The organism is Sphingomonas sp. GW821-FHT10F11 (genome assembly GCF_058809095.1).
The window spans coordinates 105,133-130,421 of the sequence record NZ_JBXASH010000001.1 but is presented as its reverse complement, the minus strand read 5'-3'; the positions used below and the strand labels follow the sequence as shown (position 1 = coordinate 130,421).

General features: G+C 67.0%; 20 protein-coding genes and 1 tRNA gene. 11 read left to right on the top strand and 10 right to left on the bottom strand.

Features of this window, described 5'->3' with window-relative positions; translation table 11 throughout:
• Nucleotides 1-302 precede the first annotated feature (302 nt).
• The 8 genes from AC1RT8_RS00590 (at nucleotide 303) to AC1RT8_RS00555 (ending at nucleotide 9,134) form a co-directional block, all read left to right on the top strand.
• Nucleotides 303-1,511, top strand: a complete 1,209-nt coding sequence (locus AC1RT8_RS00590; RefSeq protein ID WP_493073101.1) for a hydrolase — start codon at nucleotides 303-305, stop codon at nucleotides 1,509-1,511.
• On the top strand, nucleotides 1,508-2,524 hold the full coding sequence (locus AC1RT8_RS00585) for an arginine N-succinyltransferase (protein WP_493073098.1): 1,017 nt from the start codon (nucleotides 1,508-1,510) through the stop codon (nucleotides 2,522-2,524). The genes AC1RT8_RS00590 and AC1RT8_RS00585 overlap by 4 nt, the downstream gene beginning before the upstream one ends.
• On the top strand, nucleotides 2,525-3,778 hold the full coding sequence (locus tag AC1RT8_RS00580; protein WP_493073096.1) for an N-succinylarginine dihydrolase: 1,254 nt from the start codon (nucleotides 2,525-2,527) through the stop codon (nucleotides 3,776-3,778). It abuts the gene before it with no gap.
• A 65-nt stretch (nucleotides 3,779-3,843) separates the two neighbouring features.
• The gene (locus AC1RT8_RS00575; RefSeq protein WP_493073094.1) at nucleotides 3,844-4,062 is read left to right on the top strand and encodes a hypothetical protein; all 219 of its coding nucleotides are present in this window, start codon (nucleotides 3,844-3,846) and stop codon (nucleotides 4,060-4,062) included.
• 66 nt (nucleotides 4,063-4,128) lie between these two features.
• A complete protein-coding gene (gene cysD / locus AC1RT8_RS00570) occupies nucleotides 4,129-5,031 on the top strand; it encodes a sulfate adenylyltransferase subunit CysD (protein WP_493073091.1) in 903 nt (300 codons plus the stop codon).
• Entirely contained in the window at nucleotides 5,031-6,953 is a 1,923-nt protein-coding gene (gene cysN / locus AC1RT8_RS00565) for a sulfate adenylyltransferase subunit CysN (RefSeq protein ID WP_493073089.1), read from the top strand. The genes cysD and cysN overlap by 1 nt, the downstream gene beginning before the upstream one ends.
• Entirely contained in the window at nucleotides 6,950-7,687 is a 738-nt protein-coding gene (locus AC1RT8_RS00560) for a 3'(2'),5'-bisphosphate nucleotidase CysQ (protein WP_493073087.1), read from the top strand. Before cysN ends, AC1RT8_RS00560 begins: the two co-directional genes overlap by 4 nt.
• Nucleotides 7,688-7,784: 97 nt before the next feature.
• The gene (locus tag AC1RT8_RS00555; protein ID WP_493073085.1) at nucleotides 7,785-9,134 is read left to right on the top strand and encodes an ATP-binding protein; all 1,350 of its coding nucleotides are present in this window, start codon (nucleotides 7,785-7,787) and stop codon (nucleotides 9,132-9,134) included.
• Nucleotides 9,135-9,471: 337 nt separating this feature from the next.
• On the opposite strand, the gene AC1RT8_RS00550 is transcribed toward AC1RT8_RS00555, so the two are convergent.
• From AC1RT8_RS00550 to kdpF, 6 genes are all read right to left on the bottom strand, one after another.
• A complete protein-coding gene (locus AC1RT8_RS00550) occupies nucleotides 9,472-11,442 on the bottom strand; it encodes a TonB-dependent receptor plug domain-containing protein (RefSeq protein ID WP_493074653.1) in 1,971 nt (656 codons plus the stop codon).
• A 185-nt stretch (nucleotides 11,443-11,627) separates the two neighbouring features.
• Nucleotides 11,628-12,317, bottom strand: a complete 690-nt coding sequence (locus AC1RT8_RS00545) for a response regulator (protein WP_493073082.1) — start codon at nucleotides 12,315-12,317, stop codon at nucleotides 11,628-11,630.
• A 9-nt stretch (nucleotides 12,318-12,326) separates the two neighbouring features.
• Nucleotides 12,327-12,908 carry a potassium-transporting ATPase subunit KdpC gene (gene kdpC / locus AC1RT8_RS00540; RefSeq protein WP_493073079.1) on the bottom strand — a complete coding sequence of 194 codons (582 nt, stop codon included), beginning with the start codon at nucleotides 12,906-12,908 and terminating at the stop codon, nucleotides 12,327-12,329.
• A 52-nt stretch (nucleotides 12,909-12,960) separates the two neighbouring features.
• On the bottom strand, nucleotides 12,961-14,991 hold the full coding sequence (kdpB, locus tag AC1RT8_RS00535) for a potassium-transporting ATPase subunit KdpB (protein WP_493073077.1): 2,031 nt from the start codon (nucleotides 14,989-14,991) through the stop codon (nucleotides 12,961-12,963).
• A gap of 162 nt (nucleotides 14,992-15,153) precedes the next feature.
• A complete protein-coding gene (gene kdpA, locus AC1RT8_RS00530) occupies nucleotides 15,154-16,857 on the bottom strand; it encodes a potassium-transporting ATPase subunit KdpA (RefSeq protein ID WP_493073075.1) in 1,704 nt (567 codons plus the stop codon).
• 11 nt (nucleotides 16,858-16,868) lie between these two features.
• Entirely contained in the window at nucleotides 16,869-16,958 is a 90-nt protein-coding gene (gene kdpF, locus AC1RT8_RS00525) for a K(+)-transporting ATPase subunit F (RefSeq protein ID WP_272626678.1), read from the bottom strand.
• A 251-nt stretch (nucleotides 16,959-17,209) separates the two neighbouring features.
• Between kdpF and AC1RT8_RS00520 the strand changes: the two genes are divergently transcribed.
• Both AC1RT8_RS00520 and AC1RT8_RS00515 read left to right on the top strand, forming a co-directional pair.
• Nucleotides 17,210-19,858: a DUF4118 domain-containing protein gene (locus tag AC1RT8_RS00520; protein ID WP_493073070.1), complete on the top strand. Its 2,649-nt coding sequence runs from the start codon at nucleotides 17,210-17,212 to the stop codon at nucleotides 19,856-19,858.
• A 79-nt stretch (nucleotides 19,859-19,937) separates the two neighbouring features.
• Entirely contained in the window at nucleotides 19,938-20,441 is a 504-nt protein-coding gene (locus AC1RT8_RS00515; protein WP_493073067.1) for a DUF3592 domain-containing protein, read from the top strand.
• A 65-nt stretch (nucleotides 20,442-20,506) separates the two neighbouring features.
• Here AC1RT8_RS00515 and AC1RT8_RS00510 read toward each other — a convergent pair.
• A tRNA-Arg gene (locus tag AC1RT8_RS00510) sits at nucleotides 20,507-20,583 on the bottom strand.
• 92 nt (nucleotides 20,584-20,675) lie between these two features.
• Here AC1RT8_RS00510 and AC1RT8_RS00505 point away from each other — a divergent pair.
• Nucleotides 20,676-21,176, top strand: coding sequence for a hypothetical protein (locus AC1RT8_RS00505; protein ID WP_493073065.1), 501 nt, complete (start codon nucleotides 20,676-20,678; stop codon nucleotides 21,174-21,176).
• A 306-nt stretch (nucleotides 21,177-21,482) separates the two neighbouring features.
• Here AC1RT8_RS00505 and AC1RT8_RS00500 read toward each other — a convergent pair whose 3' ends face one another.
• Genes AC1RT8_RS00500 through hemB form a run of 3 tightly spaced genes read right to left on the bottom strand, consistent with a single transcriptional unit; the run spans nucleotide 21,483 to nucleotide 25,236 of the window.
• Complete coding sequence (locus AC1RT8_RS00500; protein ID WP_493073063.1) at nucleotides 21,483-23,714, bottom strand: spermidine synthase; 2,232 nt, start codon at nucleotides 23,712-23,714, stop codon at nucleotides 21,483-21,485.
• Nucleotides 23,714-24,247 (bottom strand): GNAT family N-acetyltransferase, encoded by a 534-nt coding sequence (locus AC1RT8_RS00495; protein WP_493073061.1) that lies wholly within the window; start codon nucleotides 24,245-24,247, stop codon nucleotides 23,714-23,716. The genes AC1RT8_RS00500 and AC1RT8_RS00495 overlap by 1 nt, the downstream gene beginning before the upstream one ends.
• Nucleotides 24,244-25,236: a porphobilinogen synthase gene (hemB, locus tag AC1RT8_RS00490; protein ID WP_493073058.1), complete on the bottom strand. Its 993-nt coding sequence runs from the start codon at nucleotides 25,234-25,236 to the stop codon at nucleotides 24,244-24,246. Before hemB ends, AC1RT8_RS00495 begins: the two co-directional genes overlap by 4 nt.
• Between the last annotated feature and the right edge of the window lie 53 nt (nucleotides 25,237-25,289).

Sequence of the window (25,289 nt, the reverse complement as noted above, 5' to 3'; positions counted from 1 at the left end):
AGCGTCCCGTCAGCGAACGCCGCCGAAACACGAATGCCGCCACCACCGCGCGGCCAGATCGAGCCCCCAATTATGCCCATTTCGTCCCGCTGTTATCGCCGATTCCACCGCTGTTCCGGGTCACATTTTCCCCTGTTATCGCATAACAGGGAAAACGACCATCAAGACACTGAAACAAAAGACTATTATTTCCAACAAAATCACCCGGAACAGAGGAAAAAAATTATCGTCATCCGTTACGACCTCGTAATGGATAAGCCCGACCGGTTCCCGCGCCACCCAAATCCGGCTAACACCGCGTCATGACCGCGCTTTCCACCGTCGAACGAGACGCCATCGCCACCCTTTCCGACGCCGCGATGCTCGCCCAGGTCCAGGACTGGGCCATGATCAACAGCGGCACTCGCAACATGGCCGGGATCGCCGCCATGGCTGGCAAGCTGGGCGACGCCTTCGCCGCACTGCCCGGCCGAATCGATCTGGTCGAGCCGACCCCCGTGACCAGCGTCGGACCCGACGGCACCGTCTCCGACCTGGCTCATGGCAAGCATTTCCATCTCGCCGTGCGCCCCGACGCGCCGGTGCAGATGCTGTTCACCGGCCATATGGACACGGTCTATCCGGTCGATCACCCCTTCCAGGCGCTGACCTTCCTCGACGACACTAGGCTCAACGGCCCCGGGGTCGCCGACATGAAAGGCGGCATCGCCACCATGCTCGCCGCTCTCAAGGCAGTCGAAGCGTCGCCGCTCGCCGCTCGCATCGGCTATGAAGTCGTGATCAACTCGGACGAGGAAACCGGCTCCGCCTCCTCCGCTTCACTTCTGGCAGCCGCGGCAAGCGGCAAGGTCGCCGCCCTCACCTACGAACCCGCTTTGCCCGACGGCACGCTCGCCGGCGCGCGTGGCGGCACCGGAAATTTCTCGATCGTGGTCCACGGCAAGAGCGCCCATGCCGGCCGCAACCCGGAAGAAGGCCGCAACGCGATCGTCGCCGCGGCCGATATCGCACTCCGGCTGAGCAAGGTGCGCGGCCCCGGTCTGGCGGTGAACCCGGCACGGATCGAGGGCGGCGGGCCCAACAATGTCGTGCCCGAACTCGCCATCCTCCGCGTCAATTTCCGCCCCGCCTCGCAGGAAGAAATTGCCCGCGCCCAGGCAGCGGTCGACTCGGCGGTCGCCGCGGTCGCTGCCGAGCATGACGTGCGCATCCACGTCCATGGCGGCTTCAACCGCCCGCCCAAGCCGATCGACCCGGGCGCGGCGAAACTGTTCGAGCTGGTCAAGACCGCCGGCGCCGATCTCGGCCTTGCCATCTCCTGGCGCGCGACCGGCGGGGTGTGCGACGGCAACAACATCGCGGCGTGCGGCGTGCCGGTGGTCGATACCATGGGCCCGCGCGGCGGCCTGATTCATTCGCCCGACGAATTCCTCATCGTCGACAGCCTGGCCGAACGCGCGGCCCTCTCCGCGCTCACCGTACTGCGCATCGCCGAAAAGGGTTCGCTATGAGCTTCCGCATCCGTGCCGCCCGCGACGAGGATCTGCAGCCGCTCTACGAGATGGCCAAGCTCACCGGCGGCGGCTTCACCAACCTGCCCGCCGATCGCAGCGCGCTCATGATCAAGATGGCCCGCAGCCATGATGCGTTCGCGCGAACCGACGACACGCTCGCCGACGATCTGTTCGTGCTGGTGCTGGAGAATGTCGAGACCGGCGAAGTACGCGGCACCTGCCAGATCTTCACCCAGGTCGGGCAGCGTTACCCCTTTTACAGCTACCGCCTCGGCACGCTGACTCAGCACAGCGCAGAGCTCGGCCGCACCTTCCGCGCCGACCAGCTCTCGCTCACCACCGACCTGGAAGGATGCAGCGAAGTCGGCGGCCTGTTCCTCCACCCCGGCGAGCGCGCCGGCGGGCTCGGCATGCTGCTCGCGCGCAGCCGCTACCTGTTCATCGCCCGCCATCGCGCGCGCTTCGCCGACCGGATCCTCGCGGAGCTGCGCGGGATCATCGACGAGGCGGGCGGCTCGCCTTTCTGGGACGGTCTTGCCGGACGCTTCTTCGGCATGAATTTCCAGGATGCCGACCAGTTCAATGCCGTGCGCGGCCACCAGTTCATCGCGGATCTTTTCCCCAAGCACCCGATCTATATCGCGATGCTGTCCGAACACGCCCGCGCCACGATCGGCCTGCCCCACCCTTCCGGCCGCGCCGCGATGCGCATGCTGGAGAATGAAGGGTTCGCCTTCGAGAATTATATCGACATCTTCGACGGCGGCCCGACCATGACCGCGAAGACCGACCAGGTTCGCACCATCCGCGAAGCGCAGTCGACGACGGTCGCCGCGATCGACAATGACGGCGGCGAAGCGGCGCTGATCGCCACCGGCCGGCTCGCCGATTTCCGCTGCGCTTATGGTCGCCTGCGCCCCTGCGGCGACGGCGTCGCGATCGACCGCACCTGCGCCACCGCGCTGGCCGTCACCGAGGATGCCGAGATCAGCCATGTCGGGCGGGCGTGAATGCTGAAGGAAATCAACTTCGACGGCCTGATCGGCCCGAGCCACAATTATGCCGGCCTCAGCCCCGGCAACCTCGCCGCGACGCGTAACGCGGGCAAGGTCGCCGCCCCGCGCCGTGCCGCGCTGGAGGGCATCGCCAAGATGCGCGCCAACCTCGCGCTCGGCCTGACCCAGGGCGTGTTCCTCCCCCTCGCCCGCCCCGACCATGCCTGGCTGGACAGCCTCGCGACCAATTACGCCGAGGCCGCGTCGCATCTCCAGGCTCAGGCTCTCTCCGCCTCTGCCATGTGGGCCGCCAACGCCGCCACCGTCTCGCCGTCGCCCGACACCGCCGATGGCCGCTGCCATCTCTCGGTCGCCAACCTGGTGACCATGCCGCATCGCAGCCATGAATGGCCCGGCACGCTCGCCCAGTTGCAGCTCGCCTTCGCCGATCCATTGTTCGCGGTGCACGGCCCCGTGCCCGCCCCGTTCGGCGACGAGGGCGCTGCCAATCACATGCGCCTGTGCGCCGCGCACGGCCAGCCAGGTGTCGAAGTGTTCGTCTATGGCGTCTCGGGCGGCCCCTTCCCCGCGCGCCAGCACCGCGAGGCAAGCATGGCGGTCGCGCGGCGGCACCGGCTCGATGCGGGCTACACCCTGTTCGTCGAACAGTCGGAGCAAGCCATCGCCGCCGGCGCCTTCCACAATGACGTGGTCGCCGTCGCCAATGAACGCGTGCTGTTCGCGCACGAACTGGCCTTTGCCGACAAGGAACGTTTCTACGCCGATCTGCGCGGCATGTTGGCCGAGGTCGAGATCGTCGAAGTGCCCGCATCGCGCGTCAGCCTGGCCGACGCCGTCTCTTCCTATCTGTTCAACGCCCAACTCGTGACCCTGCCGGACGGCGCCATGGCGCTGATCCTGCCGGAGGAAGCGCGCGAAAATCCTGCGGTCTGGACCTGGCTTCAGGAGATGATCGCCGGCAACGGCCCGATCCGTCGGCTCGAAGTCGTCGATGTGCGGCAGTCCATGGCCAATGGCGGCGGCCCGGCCTGCCTGCGCCTGCGCGTCATCGCCGATCCCGCCGCGATCGACCCGCGTTTCCTGGTCGACAACGACCGGCTCGACCTCATCGCCGGCGTCGTCGAGCAGTTCTGGCCCGAGGAAATCCCGCATGAAACGATCGCCGATCCGGCTTTGGTCGGCGCGATCGAACGCGCCCGGACGGCGCTGCTGGAGGCCCTCGGAACTGTCGAGTTAATTGACAGGTAACCATATATGTAAAGGCGAAACCCGCGCAAATCCGCCGTTGGCCCGGTCATTGCTTAAGGAGGGGCATGTGGACGAAATTCTCCCGGCTGTTCGTCATCAAGACCAAGTTCGAGGCCTTTGCGGTCATCTATGGTCTCGGTCTCGGGGCGGTGGAACGCGGCGTCCATTATCTGCAGCAATATCCGGGCTATGGCGGCTGGATGCTGTTCGCGGTCTGCCCGATCGCCGTGTTCATGGCCGGCGCGCGCATCCTCGATTCGGTCGAACGCTCGCGCCCGGAATGAGCGAGCTATTGCGCTCAACAGGATAAGTTGATCGCGCTTGGCGCCTACGCCACTATCTGGACGAGCATGAACGTCGCCCTCACCCATCTCCAACGCCTCGAGGCGGAGAGCATCCACATCATGCGCGAAGTGGTGGCCGAGGCGGAACGCCCGGTCATGCTCTATTCCGTGGGCAAGGATAGCGCGGTGATGCTGCACCTCGCGCGCAAGGCCTTTTTCCCCGCGCCCCCGCCCTTCCCGCTGCTCCATGTCGATACGACCTGGAAGTTCCGCGACATGTACGAACTGCGTGATCGCGCAGCGGCCAAAGCAGGCATGGAGCTGCTGGTCTATCGCAATCCCGAAGCCGAAGAGCGTGGCATCAACCCGTTCGATCACGGCAGCCTCCACACCGATATGTGGAAGACCGAAGGACTGAAGCAGGCGCTCGACAAATACGGCTTCGACGCCGCCTTTGGCGGCGCGCGCCGCGATGAGGAGAAGAGCCGCGCGAAGGAACGCATCTTCAGCTTCCGCTCGGCCCGCCAGCGCTGGGACCCGAAGAACCAGCGCCCCGAACTGTGGAAGCTCTACAACGCCCGCAAGAGCCGCGGCGAAAGCATCCGCGTCTTCCCGCTCTCCAACTGGACCGAACTCGACATCTGGCAGTACATCCTCTCCGAGGGCATCGAGATCGTCCCGCTCTATCTCGCCGCCCCCCGCCCCACGGTCGAGCGCGACGGTCTGTTGCTGATGGTCGACGACGACCGCTTCCGCCTGAACCCGGGCGAAGTGCCCGTCGAACGCTCGATCCGCTTTCGCACGCTCGGCTGCTATCCGCTGACCGGTGCGGTCGAGAGCGAAGCGGCGACCCTGTCCGAAGTGATCCAGGAGATGCTGCTCACCACGACGAGCGAACGCCAGGGCCGCGCGATCGACCATGATCAGTCGGCGAGCATGGAGAAGAAAAAAGCGGAGGGGTATTTCTGATGGCCTCCGCCCCTTCCTACGAAACCGACGCCCTCATCGCCTCGGACATCGACGCGTACCTCGCGCTCCACCAGAACAAGTCGCTGCTCCGCTTCATCACTTGCGGCTCGGTCGACGACGGCAAGTCCACGCTGATCGGCCGCCTGCTCTACGATTCGAAGATGATCTTCGAGGATCAGCTCGCCGCGCTCGAAGCCGACAGCAGGCGAGTCGGCACCCAGGGCCAGAACATCGATTTCGCCCTTCTCGTCGACGGCCTCGCCGCCGAGCGCGAGCAGGGCATCACCATCGACGTCGCCTATCGCTTCTTCGCCACCGAGAAGCGCAAGTTCATCGTCGCCGACACCCCCGGGCACGAGCAATACACCCGCAACATGGTGACCGGCGCCTCGACCGCCGATCTCGCCGCGATCCTGATCGACGCGCGCAAGGGCGTGCTGACTCAGACGCGCCGCCACTCCTATCTCGTCAACCTGCTCGGCATCCGGCACATCGTGCTCGCGGTGAACAAGATGGACCTGGTCGGCTACGATCAGGCGACCTTCGACGCGATCGTCGAGGACTATCGCACCTTCGCCGAATCGATCGGCATCGAAAGCTTCACCGCGATCCCGCTCTCGGGCCTCGCCGGCGACAATATCGCATCGCGGTCGGACGCGATGGACTGGTATGCCGGCCCCTCGCTGATCGAGCATCTCGAAACCGTGCCGCTAGGCACCGACGCCGCGCAGGACCGTGCGTTCCGCCTGCCGGTACAATGGGTCAACCGGCCCGATCTCGATTTCCGCGGCTTTGCCGGCATGATCGCCTCAGGCGTGGTGCGCCCCGGCGATGCCGTGCGCATCCTGCCCTCGGGCAAGACCAGCAAGGTCGCGCGGATCGTGACCATGGACGGCGATCTCGATCAGGCAGTAGCGGGTCAATCCGTGACGCTGACCTTGGCCGATGAAGTCGATTGCTCGCGCGGCGACGTGATCGCCACGGCATCCGCCCCGCCCGAAGTCGCCGACCAGTTCAAGGCGACGATCGTCTGGATGGCCGAAGATCACTTGCTGCCCGGCCGCACCTATTGGATGAAGATCGGCACGCAGACGGTCGGCGCGACCGTCCAGCCGCCCGACTATGCCGTCGATATCAACACCCTGGCCGAACTGTCGGTGAAGACCCTGGATCTCAACGACATCGGTGTCGCCCAGCTTTACACCGACCGGCCGATCGTCTTCGAGGCGTTCGGCGACGGTGCCGATCTCGGCGGTTTCATCCTGATCGACCGCGCGACCAACGCAACGGTCGCCGCCGGCATGCTGACCTATTCGCTCCGCCGCGCGCAGAACGTGCATTGGCAGGCGATCGACGTGACCCGCGAGGCGCACGCCGCGCAAAAGGGCCAGAACCCGAAGGTGCTGTGGTTCACCGGCCTGTCCGGCTCGGGCAAGTCGACCATCGCCAATCTGGTCGAGAAGAAACTGCATGCGCTCGGCCGCCACAGCTTCCTGCTCGACGGCGACAATATCCGGCATGGGCTCAACAAGGATCTCGGCTTCACCGATGCCGACCGGATCGAGAATGTCCGCCGCATCGGCGAGGTGGCCAAGCTGATGGCCGATGCCGGGCTGATCGTGCTGACCGCCTTCATCTCGCCCTTCCGCGCCGAACGCGAGCTGGTGCGGTCGATGCTGCCGCACGGCGAGTTCGTCGAAATCTTCGTCGATACCCCACTGGCCGAAGCCGAGAAGCGCGACGTGAAGGGCCTCTACGCCAAGGCGCGGAGCGGCGAGATCGCCCATTTCACCGGCATCTCCAGCCCCTATGAAGCGCCCGAGCGCCCCGAGGTCCGGGTCGATACGACCCGTGAGAGCCCCGAAGCCGCGGCGGAGCGGATCGTCGAGCACATCATGGGCGTGTGGAGCCCCGATCTGTGACCGATGCCGAAGTCGCCCGTTCGGTCGCGCTCGAGGCGGCGGCACTGCTCCGGAACCTCTGCGCGACCGGCAATTGCCTTGACGGCGATCTGAAACGGCGCGGCGATGCCGAGGCCAACACGCTGATCCTCGACCGCCTCCATGCCGCCCGGCCAGCCGATTTCGTCCTGTCGGAAGAGGCGGCGGACAATCGCGACCGCTGCTCGGCAAGCCGCGTCTGGGTGGTCGATCCGCTCGACGGCACGCGCGAATTCGGCGAACGGCGCGAGGATTGGGCGGTGCATATCGGCCTGGCCATCGACGGCGTACCGGCCGCGGGCGCGGTCGCCTTGCCCGCGGCGCACAAGGTCTTCGTGACCGACGACGCGCCTCCCGTTTTCCCGCCCCTTCCAGCACGGCCCCGCATGGTGGTCAGCCGCACCCGCGCGCACGAGATCGTCCGAAGCGTGGCGGAGGCGCTCGGCGCGGAACTGGTGCCGATGGGCTCGGCCGGCGCCAAGGCGATGGCGGTGGTAGAGGGGCGTGCCGAGATCTACCTACATGCCGGCGGCCAATATGAGTGGGACAATTGCGCGCCGGTCGCGGTGGCGCAGGCGGCGGGGCTGCACGCGTCGCGCATCGACGGCAGCCCGCTCGTCTATAATTGCGCCGATCCGCTGCTGCCCGACCTGCTGATCTGCCGGCCCGAATATGCGGAAGCGGTGCTGGCCGCGGTAGCCGCCACGGTCCCTTAGCGGGACGCGCCTTTGTCGCCGGGAACTTGATTGTTTCCCAGCCTGATACAGGTTAGCCCTTGGCCGGCGGCATTGCCGCCTTGGGGGGAGACTATCGTTGCGGTTGTTTGCCGGACTGTTCCTGCTGCTGGCAGGTCAGGCGCTGTTGGCGGCTGTCCTGCCGGGTGCCGTTCTGGTGTGGAACCTGGATCGCGGCAATGCGGCCTATATGGAGGCGCAGGATCGCCAGGCGCTCGCGGCGATGACGACCCTGCTCGGCGCCGAACTCAAGGCCGGCGTTCCGGTCGAGAACGCGTTGCAGGTCGTCCAGTCGAGCTTCAGGGACAACAGCCTGCCCGGCGACCCCGCGCCGCCGCTGCGCGAGCGCATCGAACTGGTCGGCCCGACCGGCGCCCATATCGCCGGTCCGACCCTCAACGGTGAACGGGTGCGGGCCGAACGCCCGGTCAAGCTCGACGGCCGGGTCGTAGCGAACGCGCGGATCGTACGCGCCCCGCCGGCCAACGCGGCCAGCTTCGCCTTTGTCCGCGATCAGGTGATCGGCATCGTCGTCGCCATGACCGCGATCTTCCTGATCCTGCTGGTCGCCGGCTATTACATCGCGGGCCGGTGGGCCGCACCCCAACTCGCCCTGTTCCGCGCCAGCCGCGACATCGCGCAGGGGGATTATGGCGCCGACGTCACCGAGACCGGCGCCGCGGAAACCCGCGCCACCATGCGCAACCTGGGCCGCATCGCCCGCTCGTTCGACCGGCTCGAAACCGCGCGCCGCACCTGGCTGGTCTCGGTCTCCGAGGAACTGCGCAAGCCCGTCCATGCGCTGGCCGAGCGGCTCGGAACGATCCGCGAGGAATCGCCGCCGACCGACCCCGAAGCATTTGACGAAGTCGTCGAGGGCGTCCGCCGCCTGGGCGAGATGGCCGAGGACCTGCACGCCGTCGCGCTCGCCGATCTCGGGCGCCTCCCGGTCCGGTTCGCGACGGTCGACCCTTGCGCGCTGATCCACAATGCGATCTGGACCAGCGGCAAGCGCGCAAAGGCGCAGAACGTCACGCTCGAGCCGGGCAACATGCCCCAGGCGACCGTGCCGGTGAAATGGGACGGCGCGCGCATCGAGCAGCTCTTCACCGCGCTGATCGAGAACAGCCTGCGCTACACCCCCGGCGGCGGGCGCATCCAGCTCGGGCTGGAGGGCCAGCGCAATGCATGGCGCCTGATCATCGACGATAGCGCACCGGGCGTGGACATCGGGCTCGCACAGGAATTGTTCGAACCCTTTTACCGCACCACCACCGAGCCGGGCCAATCGGTAATGACCTCAGGCCTGGGCCTTGCGACCGCCCAGGCGATCGTCGAGGCGCATCACGGCCGGATCGAGGCCAGCCGCTCGCCGATCGGCGGCCTGCGCGTGACGGTGATCCTGCCGGCTGCGCCACCGACCGCCTGAACCGGCGGTTCCGAATCACCAGCTGCGCGGGCTCATCGATTCAAATCCGATCCGCCCGTGCCATTATAGCCCTGGGGCGATTGGTCTTGCCTCGATCGGCTCTTTCTCAAGACTGGAGATATTGAAGGTTTCCCGAGCCTGTTTTTTCGGGAAGGCACCTGTTCCGCCACCTGTTCTCACCTGTTCCCCACCTGTTATCGCCGGAACAGGTGGCCGCCCCGAAGCTGCTGATTCAAGTGAGGAAATTAGCCGACCGAATCCAACATAACAGGTGAGAAAAAAAATAAACCGCCAGGAACAGGTGATAACAGGTCTCAGTCGCCGATCCCTATTGGAATTAGCTGCCGAACTTTATCCCGATCCACAGGGTACGCGGCGTGCCAAGGTCCATCGATCCGCCTGCGTTGCGGGTGATGACCGTCTCGTCGAACAGATTTTCCGCGCGCGCCACGATGGTGAAATGCCTGCCGACCGGCAGCCGCACGACCGTATCGACGGTCGTCGCGGCCGGCAGCACGCCGGTCTGCAGATCATCCTCATATTGCAGGCCGACATAGCGAACGGTGGTGGAGAAGGACGGCCCTGATTTCGGCTCCCATGCGAGCGTCGCACTTGCCGCATGGCGCGGGCTCTGCGCCGGGATGAGGCCGTTCAGGGTCGTGCCCGGCGCACGGACATGGCTGTCGCTGAACGCATAGGAACCGTCGAGCGAGACGGCGCCGCGTCGCACACCGGCGGTCACTTCGATGCCCTTGGCGACGATCGCATTGACGTTCTGGCGTTGGCGCAGGTTGGTGCCGATCGTCACATTGGCGATCGCATCGTCGAGCCGATTGTAGAAGGCCGTGACGCCGAGCGAGACACCAGGCGCCGGAGTCAGGTCGATACCGCCTTCGAAACCCTTCAGCTTCTCGGGCTTCAGATTCTCGTTGGCCAGGGTATTGATCGGGAACACCGTGAAGGGCCGGTACAACTCGTTCAGCGTCGGCAGGCGAAAGCCGGTATAACTCGCGGCACGGAGCGCGATGGCGCTGCCCGCATGGAACAGCGCGCCGACCCGGCCCGTGCCCTCGAACCCGTCCCGATCGGGGAAGACGGCGTTCCGGGTATAGGTGCCACTGGGGGCCAGGTCGCGGTAGAAGCCATTGGTGATGGTCCAGCGGTCCCCGCGCACGCCGCCGGTCAGCACAAGCTTGCCGATCGTCCAGTCGTCCTCGATGAACATGCCGATCGTGCTGCTGTTGCCGCCCGCGTTGCGTCGCGCCGTCACCGCGCCGCTCGCGGCATAGGCATCTTCGTACAGCTCGCCGTCAGCCAGGCGGGCATCCACCCCGACGCGCAGCACATGGTCGGCTCCGACCGGGGGGCGCAGTTCGATCTTGCCGCCCAGGCCGGTGGACGGCGTGTTGCGCTGATCGAGCGTCAGCTTGAAGCTGGTCGCGCTGATCACCTTGTTGGTGAAGTTGCGCGCCTGGATATAGGCCAGCGCATCCACCGCCCAGTCACCGCGATGGACCAGCCGGATGCTGGCGTCCTGCCCTTCCGAGCTGCTGTCTGCTCCCTGAAAGCGCAGCGTGCGATTGTCGCGGAAGACGAGCAGGCGTGCCTGGAGTTCGGTTTCCGCGTCGATCGGCGCGACAGCGCGGATACCACCCGACCAATCCTCGAACCGCGCACGCGCATCGGCGGGCGTGCGCTGCGATTCGGGCGTGGTGCGATAACCGTCGCTGCGTTCCCATTTGCCCGACACCGACACGAAGCCGCTGCCCAGGTCCGGGGTCAGGCTGGCGGTGACGTTCTGCGAATCATAGCTGCCGTAGAAGGCGCTGCCGGAAAGCAGCGGCAGGTCGGCCCGCGTCGCGCTGGCCAGCTCGACCGTTCCTGCCACCGCACCCGCGCCGAACGCGCCCGCGCCGCCGCCCCGTGTGATCCGCACGCCGGAGAAGCGATCGCCGACCAGCGCGTTGAACGGGATATAGCCGAAAAACGGATCGGCCAGCGGCACGCCGTCAAGCAGCACCAGCGCCCGGCTCGACGCGTTGCCGCCCAGCGCGCGCAATGTCACGCCCTGCGCCGACGGGTTGGCCGAGCGGCTGTCCGACCGGCGGAATTGCTGCAAGCCCGCGACATCGGCCAGCACGTCTTCGACCCGGCCCGAGGCGTCGTTGGTCAGCCGGTCGCGATCGATCACCACAGAGCTGTAAGCGGGCGTGCCGGGCGGCAGCGGCAGGCCGGAGCCGAGAACGACGATATCGGCGGGGTGCGAGGCGTCGGGTGCCTCCTGCGCAAGCGCCTGAACGGGCAACATCAGGGCAATGAGAGGAAGACCGTAAAAGCGACGCACCGGCAAACATCCTCGTCCGTGAGTGATAGCGGCGTATCCTATATGATTCGGAGACGCGACGGCCGCCCTAGGGACTTTCGGCCGCGCGCGCTACATGGCCGGCGGCAATACGGTGCGCAATGTCATTGATTTTCCGGAACGTGCGGGGTCTACGCCGCGCCCGTCAGCCGATAGCCCACGCCGATCTCATTGCGGATGATCGTCGGCCGTGCCGGGTCAGGCTCAAGCTTCTGCCGCAAATTGCGGACGACGATGCGCAGATATTCGACCCGGCTCTCATGGGCTGGTCCCCACACGTCGCGGAGCAGTTGCGCATGGCCGACGATCCGGTCCGGCCGCCGGGCGAGTTCGGCCAGCACGCCATATTCCTTGGGTGAGAGATGGATCTCCTCGCCGGCGCGCAGCACGCGGCGGGTATCGAGATCGATCGTCACCTCGCCGATCGTCACCACCGGCTGGGCCGTCTGATCGGCGAGCCGGTGCCGCAGCGCGGTGCGGATGCGGGCAAGCAGTTCCTCGGTATCGAACGGCTTGGTCAGATAGTCGTCCGCGCCGAGATCGAGTGCCGCGACCTTCTCCGCGGTATCGTCGCGCGCCGAAACGACGATCAAGGTCGCCCCGCGCGCCTTGATCAACTGGATCAGCTCGAGCCCGTCGCGGTCGGGCAGGCCGAGATCGAGCAGCACTACATCGGGCTTGTCGATATCGAGCAGCGACAGCCCTTCCCGGGCCGTCGCCGCTTCCCCCGCCTTGTAGCCGGCCCGCTCGGCCGCGACGCGCAGCAACCGGCGGATGTGCGCGTCGTCCTCGACGATCAGGACCTTGGCGGCGATCGGCATGCTCCCTTGTTACGGCCGTGCGGTCGCCCGGTCGAGCGCCCGATTGAGCGCCAGCACGTTGACCCGCTGCTCGCCGAGGAAGCCGAGCAGCGGATGCTCGGTCTGCGCCTCGACCAGCGATCGCACCGCATCCGGCGCAAGGCCCCGCGCCTTGGCGATGCGGCTCACCTGATAAAAAGCCGCCTCGGGGCTGATATGGGGGTCGAGCCCCGAGGCGGAGGACGTCACCAGATCGGCGGGGACCGATACTTCCGGTGAAGGGGGGTTGGCGGCGACATCGGCCTTGACGCGGTCGGCAAGCGCCTGGGATGCGGGGCCGAGATTCGAGCCGGACGAGGCGCTGGCGTCATAACCCTTGCCCGCGGCGGAGGGCCGGCCGTGGAAATAGCGGTCGCCGGCAAAGCCCTGGCCGATCAGCTCGGAGCCGATGACCTTGCCGTTCTCGGTGATCAGGCTGCCATTCGCCTGGGCGGGAAACAGCGCCTGGCCGACGCCGGTGAGCGCGAGCGGATAAGCGAGCCCGAGCAGCAGCGCGTACCCGATGGTGAGCGCGAAGGCGGGGCGAAGGGCGGATTTCAGGTCGGTGAGCATTGGAAATTCCTTCTTCTGAAGCCCCTCCCCTGAAGGGGAGGGGCTAATTTGGTCACGCCAGCCCCATCCCGGTCACGGCAAGATCGATCAACTTGATCCCGACGAACGGCGCGACCAGCCCACCCAGCCCATAGACGGCGAGGTTGCGCGCCAGCAGCGGGCCCGCCGGCATCGGCCGATACGTCACGCCTTTCAGCGCCAGCGGCACCAGCAGCGGGATGATCAGCGCGTTGAAGATGATCGCCGACAGGATCGCCGATTGCGGCGTCGCCAGCCCCATCACGTTGAGCACGCCGAGCCCCGGATAAAGCGCGACGAACATCGCCGGGATGATGGCGAAATATTTCGCCACATCGTTGGCCACCGAGAAGGTGGTCAGCGCGCCGCGCGTCATCAGCAGCTGTTTGCCGAGGCCGACGACCTCGATCAGCTTGGTCGGATCGCTGTCGAGATCGACCATGTTGCCCGCCTCGCGCGCCGCCTGGGTGCCGGTGTTCATCGCTACGCCGACATCGGCCTGGGCCAGCGCCGGCGCGTCGTTGGTGCCGTCGCCGCACATCGCGACCAGCCGGCCGCCCTGCTGCTCCTTGCGGATCAGCGCGAGCTTGTCCTCGGGCGTCGCCTCGGCGAGGAAGTCGTCCACCCCTGCCTCGGCGGCGATGGCGGCAGCGGTCAGCGGGTTGTCGCCGGTGATCATCACCGTGCGGATGCCCATCTGGCGCAGCTCGCCGAAGCGTTCGCGGATGCCGGCCTTGACCACGTCCTTCAGCGCGATCGCGCCGAGCAGCTTGCCGTCGCGCGACACGGCGAGTGGAGTCGCGCCGGAGCGGGCGATCTCCTCGGTCACGCGGCGAAGTTCGGCCGCGACCGGGCTTGCCCCCAGGCCCGGATCGGCCCGCAGGATCGCATCGACCGCGCCTTTGCGGATCGTGCTGCCGCCGGTGACGATGCCCGATACGCGGGTCTGGGCGGTGAAGGGGATGATCTCCGCATCGGCGGGCATGACGCGGGTCGGGATGGCATGCCGCTCGCGCGCCAGCACCACGATCGAGCGGCCCTCGGGCGTCTCGTCGGCAAGGCTCGCCAGCGACGCGGCGCTCGCCAGCGTGTCGATGTCGATTCCGCCGACGGGCACGAACTGGCTCGCCTGGCGGTCGCCGATGGTGATCGTCCCGGTCTTGTCGAGCAGCAGCACATCGATGTCGCCCGCAGCCTCGACCGCGCGGCCCGACTTGGCGAGCACGTTGAAACGCACCAGCCGGTCCATGCCCGCGATGCCGATCGCCGAAAGCAGCGCGGCAATGGTCGTCGGGATGAGGGTGATCAGCAGCGCGGCAAGGATCGCCACCGGCACGCCGCCACCCGCATAGGAAGCGAAGCCCGGGATGGTGGCGACCGCGATCAGGAAGATGATCGTCAGGCCGACGAGCAGGATCGTGAGCGCGATCTCGTTCGGCGTCTTTTGCCGCTCGGCCCCTTCGACCAGCGCGATCATGCGATCGAGAAAGCCGTGCCCCGGCTCCTGGGTGACGCGGACCTTGATCCGGTCGGAGATGACGCGGGTACCCGCCGTCACCGCCGACCGATCGCCGCCCGCCTCGCGGATCACCGGTGCGCTCTCGCCGGTGATCGCTGCCTCGTTGACCGAGGCGACACCCTCGATGACCTCGCCATCGGCGGGGATCAGGTCGCCGGTCTCGACCAGGACGATGTCGCCCTTTTCGAGCAGGGTCGCGAAGGCGATCTCATAGGTCTCGCCGACGCCGAGCAGGCGCTTGGCCTTGAGATCGGCCTTGGTCGCGCGGAGCGAGGCGGCCTGGGCCCGGCCCCTGCCCTCGGCCAGCGCTTCGGCGAAGGTGCCGAACAGCACGGTCAGCCACAGCCAGACGATGAGCTGGATCTGGAAACCGAAGCTGAGCGGCTCGCCGCCGATGATCAGCAACACGGTGAGCAACGTGGCCACCACGGCCGTGGTGAACATCACCGGGTTCTTGATCAGCTGGCGCGGATCGAGCTTCTTGAACGAGTCGCCGATCGCCGGGACGACCAGGCTCGCGGTGAAGATGGAGGTTGGTACGGACATTATTGATCTCCAGTCCCCTCTCCCGGCGGGAGAGGGAGGGGCCCGCTCGGCGCAGCCGAGTGGGAGGGTGAGGGCGAGGTTAGACGTGCGATCACCCTCACCCTCCCGCCGCTTCGTGGCTCCTTCCCTCTCCCGCTGGGAGAGGGAGTTTAAGCGACCGGCTCATGACAGGTGGCCGCTGATCATCGCGAGATGATCGGCGATCGGGCCAAGCGCGAGGCTGGGGAGGAAGGTCAGGCCGCCCATGATCAGGATGACGCCGATGAGCAGCCCCACCCAGAGCGGTCCGGTCGTCGGGAAGGAGCCCGAAGACGGCGGCGTGTATTTCTTGGCCGCAAGGCTGCCGGCGATCGCCAGCATCGGCACGATCATGAAGAACCTGCCGCCCCACATGCAGATGCCGAGCAGCGCATTGTAGAAGGGCGTGCCCGCGGTCAGGCCGGCAAAGGCGGAACCATTGTTCGCGACCGCCGAGCTGAACGCGTAGAGGATCTCCGAGAAGCCATGCGGACCCTTGTTGAGCGGTCCGGCGAGCCCGGCGGGCATCACCGAGGCGATCATCGTGCCACCCAGGATGAGCAGCGGCAGCACGGCGATGGCCAGCACGGCGAACTTCACCTCGCGGCCCTCGATCTTCTTGCCGACATATTCGGGTGTACGGCCGACCATCAGCCCGGCGACGAACACCGCGAGGATGGCGAACAGCAGGAAGCCGTAGATGCCCGCGCCGACGCCGCCGACGACGATCTCGCCGAGCTCCATGTTGATCATCGGGATCATGCCGCCGAGCGCCGTGAAGCTGTCGTGCATGGCGTTGACCGCGCCGCACGAGGCGGCCGTGGTGACGCTGGCGAACAGCGCCGAGGCGGCGATGCCGAAGCGGACCTCCTTGCCCTCCATATTGCCGCCGGCGACATGGAGCGAGTGCAGCACGGGGTTGCCCGCCGCTTCCTGCCAATAGGCGACGCCGGTGCCGGCAACGAAGATGATCAGCATCGCGGCGAGGATCGCCCAGCCCTGCCGGGTGTTGCCGACCGCTTTGCCGAAAGTCCAGGTGAGCCCGACGCCGATCAGGAAGATCGAGAGCATCTGGATGAGGTTGGTCATCGCGCTCGGGTTCTCGAACGGATGCGCGCTGTTCGCGTTGAAGAAGCCGCCGCCATTGGTGCCGAGCATCTTGATCGCTTCCTGGCTGGCAACCGGGCCGAGCGCGATGGTCTGCTTCACGCCCTCGAGCGTGGTCGCATCGATCGACTGGGCGAAGGTCTGGGGCACGCCGCTCCAGATCAGGTAGACGGCGTAGACGATCGATATCGGCAGCAGCAGGTAGAGCGTGACGCGCGTGACATCGGCCCAGAAATTGCCGATCGACTTGGCTTCGCGCCGTGCAAAGCCGCGGAACAGGGCGAAGGCGAGCGCGATGCCGGTCGCGGCGCTCAGGAAATTGTGGATCACCAGCCCGAACATCTGGCTGAAGTTGGAAAGGGCGACCTCGCCCGAATACCATTGCCAATTGGTGTTGGTGGTGAAGCTGACCGCGATGTTCCACGCGCCGTCCGGTGCGATGCCGGCGTATCCGCGCGGGTTCATTGGCAGCAGGTCCTGGAAACGGACCACGAAATAGGTGAGCAGCAGGAGCGCGAGATTGAACGCGATCATATGCACCGCGTAGCGGCGCCAGCTCTGCTCGGCGTTCGGGTCGATTCCGCCGAGCTTGTAGAAGCCCTTCTCCACCGGCCCGAAGACATAGTGGAGCGGCGTGCGGCGGCCTTCGTAGAGCGCAAACAGCCACATGCCCATGGGCTTGGCCAGCGCGACGAGGATGATGACGAAGAGGGCGATCAGCCCCCAGCCCTGAATATCCATGACGATACCGATCAGAATCGCTCGGGCCGAAGGAGCACGGCCACGAGGTAAAGGAGGAGAGCGGCAGCGGTGATCGCGGCCAGGGTGAGATGCAGCGTCATCGCCTCACGCCTCGTCGCACAGGCGGATATAGGCGAGCGTCAACGCGAACAGCCCGGCGAGCGCGCCGAGCCACAGGATATCGGTCATGGGGCTGTGCCTCCGATCGGCCGGCGCGGTGTGGCCGGGTCGGAAAGGCAGATAGGCGCGGGGTGCGTTAAGGTGCGACGGCGAATGGGTGCGGTCGCGTTAAGTTCGCATATAGATTGGGGTGCGGGCGTGGCGTTTCCCGATTGGCGCCCTCATAGTCTGCATGCACCAGCGGAAGACCGGATTGAACGACAAACGCCCCTCGCCTGACGCCCTGCTCCGTGCTGCGGAGCGGGAGGCGCGTGGGCAGCTCAAGATCTTCCTTGGGGCGGCCCCGGGCGTAGGCAAGACCTATGAGATGCTGAGCGAGGGCGCCGCCCGCCTTCGCTCCGGCGCAGACGTGGTCGTCGGCGTGGTCGAAACGCATGGCCGGGCCGAGACCGAGGCGCTGGTCGCGCCGTTCGAGGTGATCCCTCGCCGCATCATCGACTATCGCGGACAGGCGCTGACCGAGATGGATCTCGACGCGATCCTCGCCCGCCGCCCCGCGCTGGTGCTGGTCGACGAGCTCGCCCACAGCAATGTCGAGGGCAGCCGCCATCCCAAGCGCTGGCAGGACATCCAGGAACTGCTCGATGCGGGGATCGATGTGTTCTCGACCCTCAACATCCAGCATGTCGAGAGCCTCAACGACGTCGTCGCCAGCTTCACCCGGGTCCGCGTGCGTGAGACGGTGCCCGACAGCGTGCTGGAGGATGCCGAGATCGAGGTGGTCGACATCCCGCCCGACGAGCTGATCGAACGGCTGAAGCAGGGCAAGGTCTATATCCCGGCCGAGGCGACGCGGGCGCTCGGCCATTTCTTCTCCAAGGCGAACCTGTCGGCGCTGCGCGAGATGGCGCTGCGCCGCGCGGCGATGAGCGTCGACCGGCAGATGCTTGAGCATCTCGACGCGACTGCCCTGCCGGGCGCCTTCGCCGCCGGGGAGCGGGTACTGGTCGCGGTCAGCGAGTTGCCGGGTGCCGAGGCGCTGGTGCGCACCACCAAGCGCCTCGCCGACGCGCTGCGGGCGCCCTGGACCGCCGTCTATATCGAGACGCCGCGCGCGGAAGGTTTCGGCACCGAGGAGAAGGCCCGGATCGCCGCGACGTTGCGCCTCGCGTCGAGCCTGGGGGCGACCATCGCGACCGTACCCGCGGAAAGCGTGATCGACGGGCTGCGCGCCCAGGTGGAGGGCATGCGCGCGACCCAGCTCGTGATCGGCAAATCCCGGCGGAGCTGGTGGTTCGAGCTGCGCCACGGGTCGGTGGTCGAGAAGCTGCTTCGCAACGTCGAGGGGCTGGCGATCCATGTCATCCCGGCCGATGCGTCTCCGCCGGCGCGGGCGGCCGGACAGGGCTTTCGCTGGGATGCCCGGCCAACGGTTTATGCCGCGGTCCTTGCATTCGTCGCCGCGACGACCCTGTTCGCCGAGCTGGTCGAACCGTGGATCGGCACAGGCGCGATCGACCTCATCTACCTGCTGCCGGTGGTCGCCGCCGCGAGCCGGTACGGCCTGAGGCCGGGGCTGGCCGCGGGCGTGCTGGCGGCGCTTGCCTTCAACTTCTTCTTCCTGCCCCCGCTCTACTCCTTCACCATCACCGATCCGCAGAGCGTGCTGACCGTGCTGGTGCTGATCGGCATCGCCGCCTTCACCAGCCGGTTGACCGGCGGGATGCGATCGCGCGCCGCGATCGGCGTCCGCAGCGCGCATGAGAATGCGGCGCTCGCTGCCTTTGCCCAGGCGCTGACGCGGGTGTCCGACGCGCAATCGACCGCCGACACCGTCTGCATCGAGGTATCGCGCCTGCTGGATGTGAACGCCGTGCTGCTTGCGGAGCGAAGCGGCCAGCCGGAGATCGTCGCGGCGGCCCCGCCGGCCAGCGAGCTGACCCCGATCGACGTCGCCGCCGCCGACTGGGCGTTCAAACGCGGCGAGACCGCCGGATACGGCACGGTCACGCTCAACGCCTCGGACTGGCAGTTCCATCCGCTCAAGACGTCGATGGGCGTGCTGGCGGTGCTGGGCGTCGCGCGGAACGATGGGAGCGACCCGGTACCCTCCGACCGGGCGGTATTGCTCTCCACCCTGGTCGGCCAGGCTTCGCTGGCGCATGAGCGGCTGCGGCTCGAGGACGAAATGCGCGAATTGTCGGTGCTGAAGGAACGCGACCGGCTGCGCGCCGCCCTGCTTTCCTCGATCGGCCACGATCTGCGCACCCCGCTGACCGCCGTGACGACCGCGATCGAGAGCGTGTCCGCCGAGCACCCCGATTCGGCGGCGATCCCCGTCGCCCGGGCCGAGATGCAGCGTCTGCGCCGTTTCCTCGACAATCTGCTCGACATGGTGCGGCTCGATACCGGGGCGCTCAAGCTGTCGATCGAGCCGATCGACCTGACCGACGCGGTCAGTGGTGCGATCCATGACCTGAAGGATCTGCTGCGCGGCAAGCATATCGATTTCCAGGTGCCGGCTAATTTGCCGCTGGTCCAGGCGGACGCGACCCTGCTGCACCACATATTGATCAACCTGCTGGTCAATTCGGCTCAGCATGGCGGGGCCACCGGCACGATCACGATCGAGGGCCGCCGGACCGCCGACGCCGTGACGATCGCGATTCGCGACGACGGTCCCGGCCTGCCGGTGCCGGACCGCGACCTGTTCGAGGTCTTCACGCGCGGCGCGGGCAGCGACCGCGAGGGCGGCAGCGGGCTCGGCCTCGCCATCGTGAAGGGCTTCGCCGATGCGATGCGGGTCGGCGTCCGGGCGGGCAATCATGCCGAGGGCGGGGCCGTGTTCACGCTCGAATTCGTACCCGTCGCAACGGCCTGAAGGATCCCGTCGCACGTCACGACTTCGCAACGCCTTGGGCCTACCAAACGCGTGACAGCATGCTTGCCGGAGACGGGTTTTGCCTCCTGAACCGTTCAGCCCCTCCAACATCGCCGTGCTGGCCGCGATGATCGTCGGCGGTTGCCTGTGCACCGGGTACAGCGCCCTTGCCTGGCATCGCCGCGCGCGCGCAGCCGAACGTGTGAAGGACTGGGCCTCGGTCGCCGGCGAGATCCTGTCGGCCGAGGTGATCGTAACCACCAGCATCGACGACGACGATTATGAAGCCCGCGTCCGCTACGCCTATCATGCCGCTGGGCGCCGTTTCACTGGCGATCGCCTCCGCGTCGGAGCGCATCTCAAATCCTCGGATGAGACGATGATTCGCGCGGCCGTCGCGCCCTATCGGGCCGGCGCCCGGGTCCGGGTCCATTACGACCCGGCGAGGCCGGAGCAATCCGTACTGGAGCCGGTGCCGGTATCGACCGATCTGAAGCTGTGGCTGATCAGCGGAATATTCCTGCTCGGCGCAAGTGCCTATGTCGCGGTGACGCTGATCTTCCCGTCGCCCTTCCCGGGCTGACGGATCGCAGCCGCCGTGGACGGGAGCCGTGAGGGAACCCCGAAGGGAAAGTCGATTTTGGAAAATGGCGCGCCCGGAACGATTCGAACGTCCGACCCTCAGATTCGTAGTCTGATGCTCTATCCAGCTGAGCTACGGGCGCTTGGGAAGTGGGCACATAGAGGCGTCTTTCGCGGGGCGCAAGTGCGTTGCGTGCGTTGCACACCTCTTATTTGCCGCATAGAGCGGAGGCGCATGAAACGCGCCCTCCCCCTCACCTGCCTGGCCCTGTTGTGCGGCTGCGCCGAGAAGTCGACCGGCCGCTATCCCTCGTTGCTGCCACGGCCGATCGAGGCGACCAGCGTCGCCGAACCCGAATCACCGCCGCCCGCGCCGGTGTTGGCCGACCCGGCGGTCGACGCGAAGCTGGTGACGCTGAAAGGGGCCCTGGACGAATCGACCAAGGACTTTGCGCCAGCCGCGGAGCGTGCCGAACAGGCAGCGGTGGCGGCAAAGGGCCAGCCGGCCGGCAGCGAGGGCTGGATCACCGCCCAGTCGGCGCTGGCCGAACTTGACGGCTATCGCGCGATCACCTCGGCGACGCTGACCGATATCGAAGACATGGCGATCGAACGCGCCACCGCCGGCCAGCCGGACTATCCCGGGATCGAGGCATTGCGGACCGAGGCCAACGCCCAGCTTCAGGCACAATCGGCGCGAATCGCCGCTATCCAGGCGATGCTGCCCGAAGCCTGACGGCCTTGGGGCGTGAATCGCGGGGCGACGGCGCCATTTTCCGGGTCCTCGACATCAGCAGCGGATTTATTTTTTCTTCCGCTGTTATGTTGGATTTTGCGGTCGGATTAGCGGCGCGATTCCCACGACTTGGGCCACCTTTTCCCTGTTACGCATAACAGGGGAAAAAGCAGAGGAATTTTCCGCTGTTAGACAGGCGCGGAACGCTTGTGCAATCGACCATGAGAAAGAACCGAACGAGGCAATGCCGATGCCCGTCCGGTCTCATCCTGCGATCTCCCGGCTCCGACTTGAATCGAGCAGCCGCTATGGCTTGCGGAACAGCTTCACCAGCGGGACGATCGTCGAATAATCGTCGGTCCAGGGCGTGAACTCGGGATAGCTGTTCAAGGGGCCCCATGTGGCATCACGCGCCTTCAACGCCTCGATCGTCGCCGGATCGTGCGACAGCGCGACCCAGAAGGATACGGCGCGGGGCTCTTCCACATTCGGCCCCGGGAAATAGAGCAATTTTGCCGCGCTCCACCCGCCGGCCTTCGCCGCGGCCGACACCACAGGTTCCAGATCGAGGAATTTGTTGGAGATGTGGAAGAGCAGCACGCCGTCGTGCGACAGCACCCGGCCATAGGTGTCGAACGCCTCGCGCGTCATCAGGTGCATCGGCACCGCATCGGACGAGAAGGCGTCGAGCGTCAGCAGGTCGAGCGAGCCGGTCGCCTCGGTCGCGAGATTGAGCCGGGCGTCGCCAACCTCGATCTTCGGGTTGGGCAGGCAATTCTTCAGGAAGGTGAACTGGCCCGTATCGCGCGCGATGTGCACCACGACGGGGTCGATCTCGTAGAAGCGCCAGCTCTGACCGGGCCGTGCATAGCAGGCGAGCGTCCCGGCCCCGAGGCCGACGACACCGATCCGGGCATGGTCGCCGAACAGCGCCGGCACCGCCTGCATCGCCTGGCCGACGCCGGAGCCGGTGACGTAATAAGCGGTCGGCTTGCGCTCGCGGTCGACACTGCCGAGCAACTGGGTGCCGTGCACGGTGGTACCGTGCTGGAGCTGGCGCACCTCCTGATTGCCGCGAATCGTGTAGACGCCGAAATAGCTTCGCGTGCGCGCGCCCGGCTCGAGCGACAACAGGATCGAGCGATAGCCGCCGAACACGATCAGCGCGCCAGCAAGCGCGGCGATGAAGGCGCCGCGCGCGCCGATGGTGAAAACGCCCACCACGACCATCACGACGAACACCATGCCCTGGACCGGCCCCGAACCCTCCGATCCGGCGCCCGGGCTGTTCATCACGATCAGGATCATGAGCCACATCAGCAGCGCGACGGCGATCGTGATGACCCGCCGGTACTGCGCGACCCTGTCCCACAACATGCCGATCTCCGGGATCAGGAAGCGCTGCGGCGCGAGCGCGCCGGCGGCGAGGACCAGCAGCGGATATTCATAGGTCCAGTCGAACACCAGAGGCGCGATCAAGGCAGCGAACACGCCGCCCAGCACGCCGCCGACCGACATGGCAAGGTAGAAGCCGGTCAGGCGATCGACCTCGGGGCGGAGCCGGTACATCGCGGTGTGGAGCGCGACCGCCGCCATGAACAGCAGGATGAGGGCGAGCACGGCGTTGAGCCATGGCTTGCCCTGCAATCCGCCGACCAGCACCCCGCCGATCAGCAGGATGACAACGGGCGCAAGCCGGGTGAGCAGGTCAGCCGGGCCGCGCCTGGTCGCGAAGGCAACGGTGAAGCTGAGCAGATAAAGGCCGAGCGGCAGCACCCAGAGCAGCGGCATCGCGACGACATCGGTGGTGATATAGGTCGAGGTCGCCAGCATCAGGCCCGAGGGCACGAAGGCCAGGACGATCCAGTGCGCGACGCGCCCGCGGCTCGGTGCCGGGCTTTCGGCGACCGGCCCCTCGACGATCCGCATCTTCATCTTCGGCAAGGTCATCGCGCAGACCGCGACGAGCAGACCGACCAGGATATAGCCGAAGGTCCAGAGCCGGCTCTGGCCGTTCAGCGCCAGGCCCGGCTCGACGAAGATCGGATAGGCGATCAACCCGGCAAAGCTGCCGAAATTGGAGGCGGCGTAGAGCGCATAGGGATCCTGCCCCTTGCTCGACACGCTGAACCAGCGCTGGAGCAAGGGCGCCTGGGCCGAGATGGCGAAGAACAAGGGCCCGATCGACGCGCCGAGCAGCCATGGCACCCAGATCGCGGGTTGCGCATTGGCGGGGAGCTGGGTCGCCATCAGGCCGATCGGCAGCCAGAGCGCGGCGACCAGCAGCACCGCGAGATGGATCGCCGCCTGAAGCCGCGGCGTCACCCGGCCGAGCCAGTGCGCATAGGCGTAGCCGCCGAGCAGCAGCGCCTGATAGACCAGCATCGCCGAATTCCAAACGGCGGGGGCGCCGCCGAGCCGGGGCAGCGCCATGCGCGCGACCATCGGCTGGACCAGGAACAGCAGGAAGGATCCCGCCAGGATCGTCACCACGAACAAGGGCCGGGCGACGCTCGCCGGCACAGCGATGCGCGCCATCAAGCCGGCCGCGCGATACGATAGAGGATATGGCGACGGAGCGGATCGCCCTCCGGCACGAGCGGATGGTCGAAGTCGCTATCCCTGTCGCGCGTCATGCCGAGCCTTTCCATCAGGCCCCAGCTCGCGCCGTTCGCCTCCACCGTGATCGCCGCTACTTCCGGCGTGTCGAGATTGGCCCAGGCCCAGTCGAGCGCGGCCTGCGCCGCCTCGCGGGCATAGCCCTGGCCCCAATGATCCTTCGCGAGGCGCCAGCCGATCTCGACCTCGTTCTCGATCGGCGTGCCGGGCGCGCCGGGTTTCAGTCCGCACATGCCCAGCACCGCGCCATCGCTGCGGCGTTCGAGGAGCCAGAAGGTGAAGCCGTGTTCGTCGAGCCAGGTCGTGAGCCGGCCGAGCATCGTCTCGAATGCGGCATCGTCCGGCACCGGCAGCAGGAAGCGCATGACCTCCGGGTCGTCGCACTGCGCGCGCAGCGCGGCGCGGTCACGCTCTTCCCAGGGCCGCAGGATCAGGCGTTCGGTCTCGATCACTGCGCGAGCAGCCTCGCGGCGTGTGCCGCGTGATAGGTCAGCACGCCCGAGCAGCCGGCGCGCTTGAACGCCATCAGCGTCTCCAGCACCACGGCGTCGCGCTCCGCCGCCCCGGCCGCAACCGCTGCCTCGATCATAGCGTACTCGCCGGACACTTGATACGCGAAGACCGGCACCTGGAACTCGCTCTTCACTCGCAGGATGATGTCGAGATAGGGCAGCCCGGGCTTGACCATCACGCTGTCCGCGCCTTCCGCCAGGTCGAGTGCGACCTCGCGCAACGCTTCCTCGGCATTGGCCGAGTCCATCTGATAGGTCTTCTTGTCACCCTTGAGCAGGCCGCGCGAGCCGACCGCGTCGCGGAACGGACCGTAGAAGCCGCTGGCGTACTTGGCCGAATACGCCATGATCTGGACGTTGGTGCGGCCATCGCCCTCGAGCGCCGCGCGGATCAGCCCGACGCGGCCGTCCATCATGTCGCTGGGCGCGATGATGTCGGCGCCCGCCGCCGCCTGGTTGAGCGCCTGGCCCACCAGTACCTCGGCAGTCTCGTCGTTGAGCACATAGCCGGTCTCGTCGAGCAGCCCGTCATGGCCGTGGCTGGTATAGGGATCGAGCGCGACGTCGGTGAGCACGCCGATTTCCGGCACTGCATCCTTCAGCGCGCGGATCGCGCGGCACATCAGATTGTCCGGGTTGAGCGCTTCCTCGCCCCGGTCGGAGCGGCGATCGGGCTGGGTGTTGGGGAACAGCGCCAGACAGGGAATGCCGAGATCGCGCGCTTCCTTCGCCCGCGCGACGATGCCGTCGACCGACCAGCGCGAGACGCCGGGCAGGCTCGGGATCGGTTCTTCGACCCCCTGCCCTTCAGCGATGAACAGCGGCCAGATCAGGTCGGCGGGCGTGAGCACGGTCTCGGCGTGCATGCGCCGGCTCCACGCGGAAGCGCGGGTGCGGCGGAGGCGGAGTGCGGGGTATTGGGCTGACATGCGCGGCTTGTGCTGGATCAGCCGTCAGCGTGCAAGTGCAACGACTTTACGCG

Coding starts and splice junctions, on each gene's coding strand:
- AC1RT8_RS00575 (WP_493073094.1), top strand. CDS start 3,844: ATGTGGACGAAATTCTCCCGGCTGTTCGTCATCAAGACCAAGTTCGAG.
- cysD (WP_493073091.1), top strand. CDS start 4,129: ATGAACGTCGCCCTCACCCATCTCCAACGCCTCGAGGCGGAGAGCATC.
- kdpA (WP_493073075.1), bottom strand. CDS start 16,857: ATGGATATTCAGGGCTGGGGGCTGATCGCCCTCTTCGTCATCATCCTC.
- AC1RT8_RS00590 (WP_493073101.1), top strand. CDS start 303: ATGACCGCGCTTTCCACCGTCGAACGAGACGCCATCGCCACCCTTTCC.
- AC1RT8_RS00500 (WP_493073063.1), bottom strand. CDS start 23,714: ATGGCGCGCATCGCTGTGCCGGCGAGCGTCGCCCGGCCCTTGTTCGTG.
- AC1RT8_RS00585 (WP_493073098.1), top strand. CDS start 1,508: ATGAGCTTCCGCATCCGTGCCGCCCGCGACGAGGATCTGCAGCCGCTC.
- AC1RT8_RS00550 (WP_493074653.1), bottom strand. CDS start 11,442: ATGTTGCCCGTTCAGGCGCTTGCGCAGGAGGCACCCGACGCCTCGCAC.
- AC1RT8_RS00520 (WP_493073070.1), top strand. CDS start 17,210: ATGCACCAGCGGAAGACCGGATTGAACGACAAACGCCCCTCGCCTGAC.
- AC1RT8_RS00545 (WP_493073082.1), bottom strand. CDS start 12,317: ATGCCGATCGCCGCCAAGGTCCTGATCGTCGAGGACGACGCGCACATC.
- kdpF (WP_272626678.1), bottom strand. CDS start 16,958: ATGACGCTGCATCTCACCCTGGCCGCGATCACCGCTGCCGCTCTCCTC.
- hemB (WP_493073058.1), bottom strand. CDS start 25,236: ATGTCAGCCCAATACCCCGCACTCCGCCTCCGCCGCACCCGCGCTTCC.
- cysN (WP_493073089.1), top strand. CDS start 5,031: ATGGCCTCCGCCCCTTCCTACGAAACCGACGCCCTCATCGCCTCGGAC.
- AC1RT8_RS00580 (WP_493073096.1), top strand. CDS start 2,525: ATGCTGAAGGAAATCAACTTCGACGGCCTGATCGGCCCGAGCCACAAT.
- kdpC (WP_493073079.1), bottom strand. CDS start 12,908: ATGCTCACCGACCTGAAATCCGCCCTTCGCCCCGCCTTCGCGCTCACC.
- kdpB (WP_493073077.1), bottom strand. CDS start 14,991: ATGTCCGTACCAACCTCCATCTTCACCGCGAGCCTGGTCGTCCCGGCG.
- AC1RT8_RS00505 (WP_493073065.1), top strand. CDS start 20,676: ATGAAACGCGCCCTCCCCCTCACCTGCCTGGCCCTGTTGTGCGGCTGC.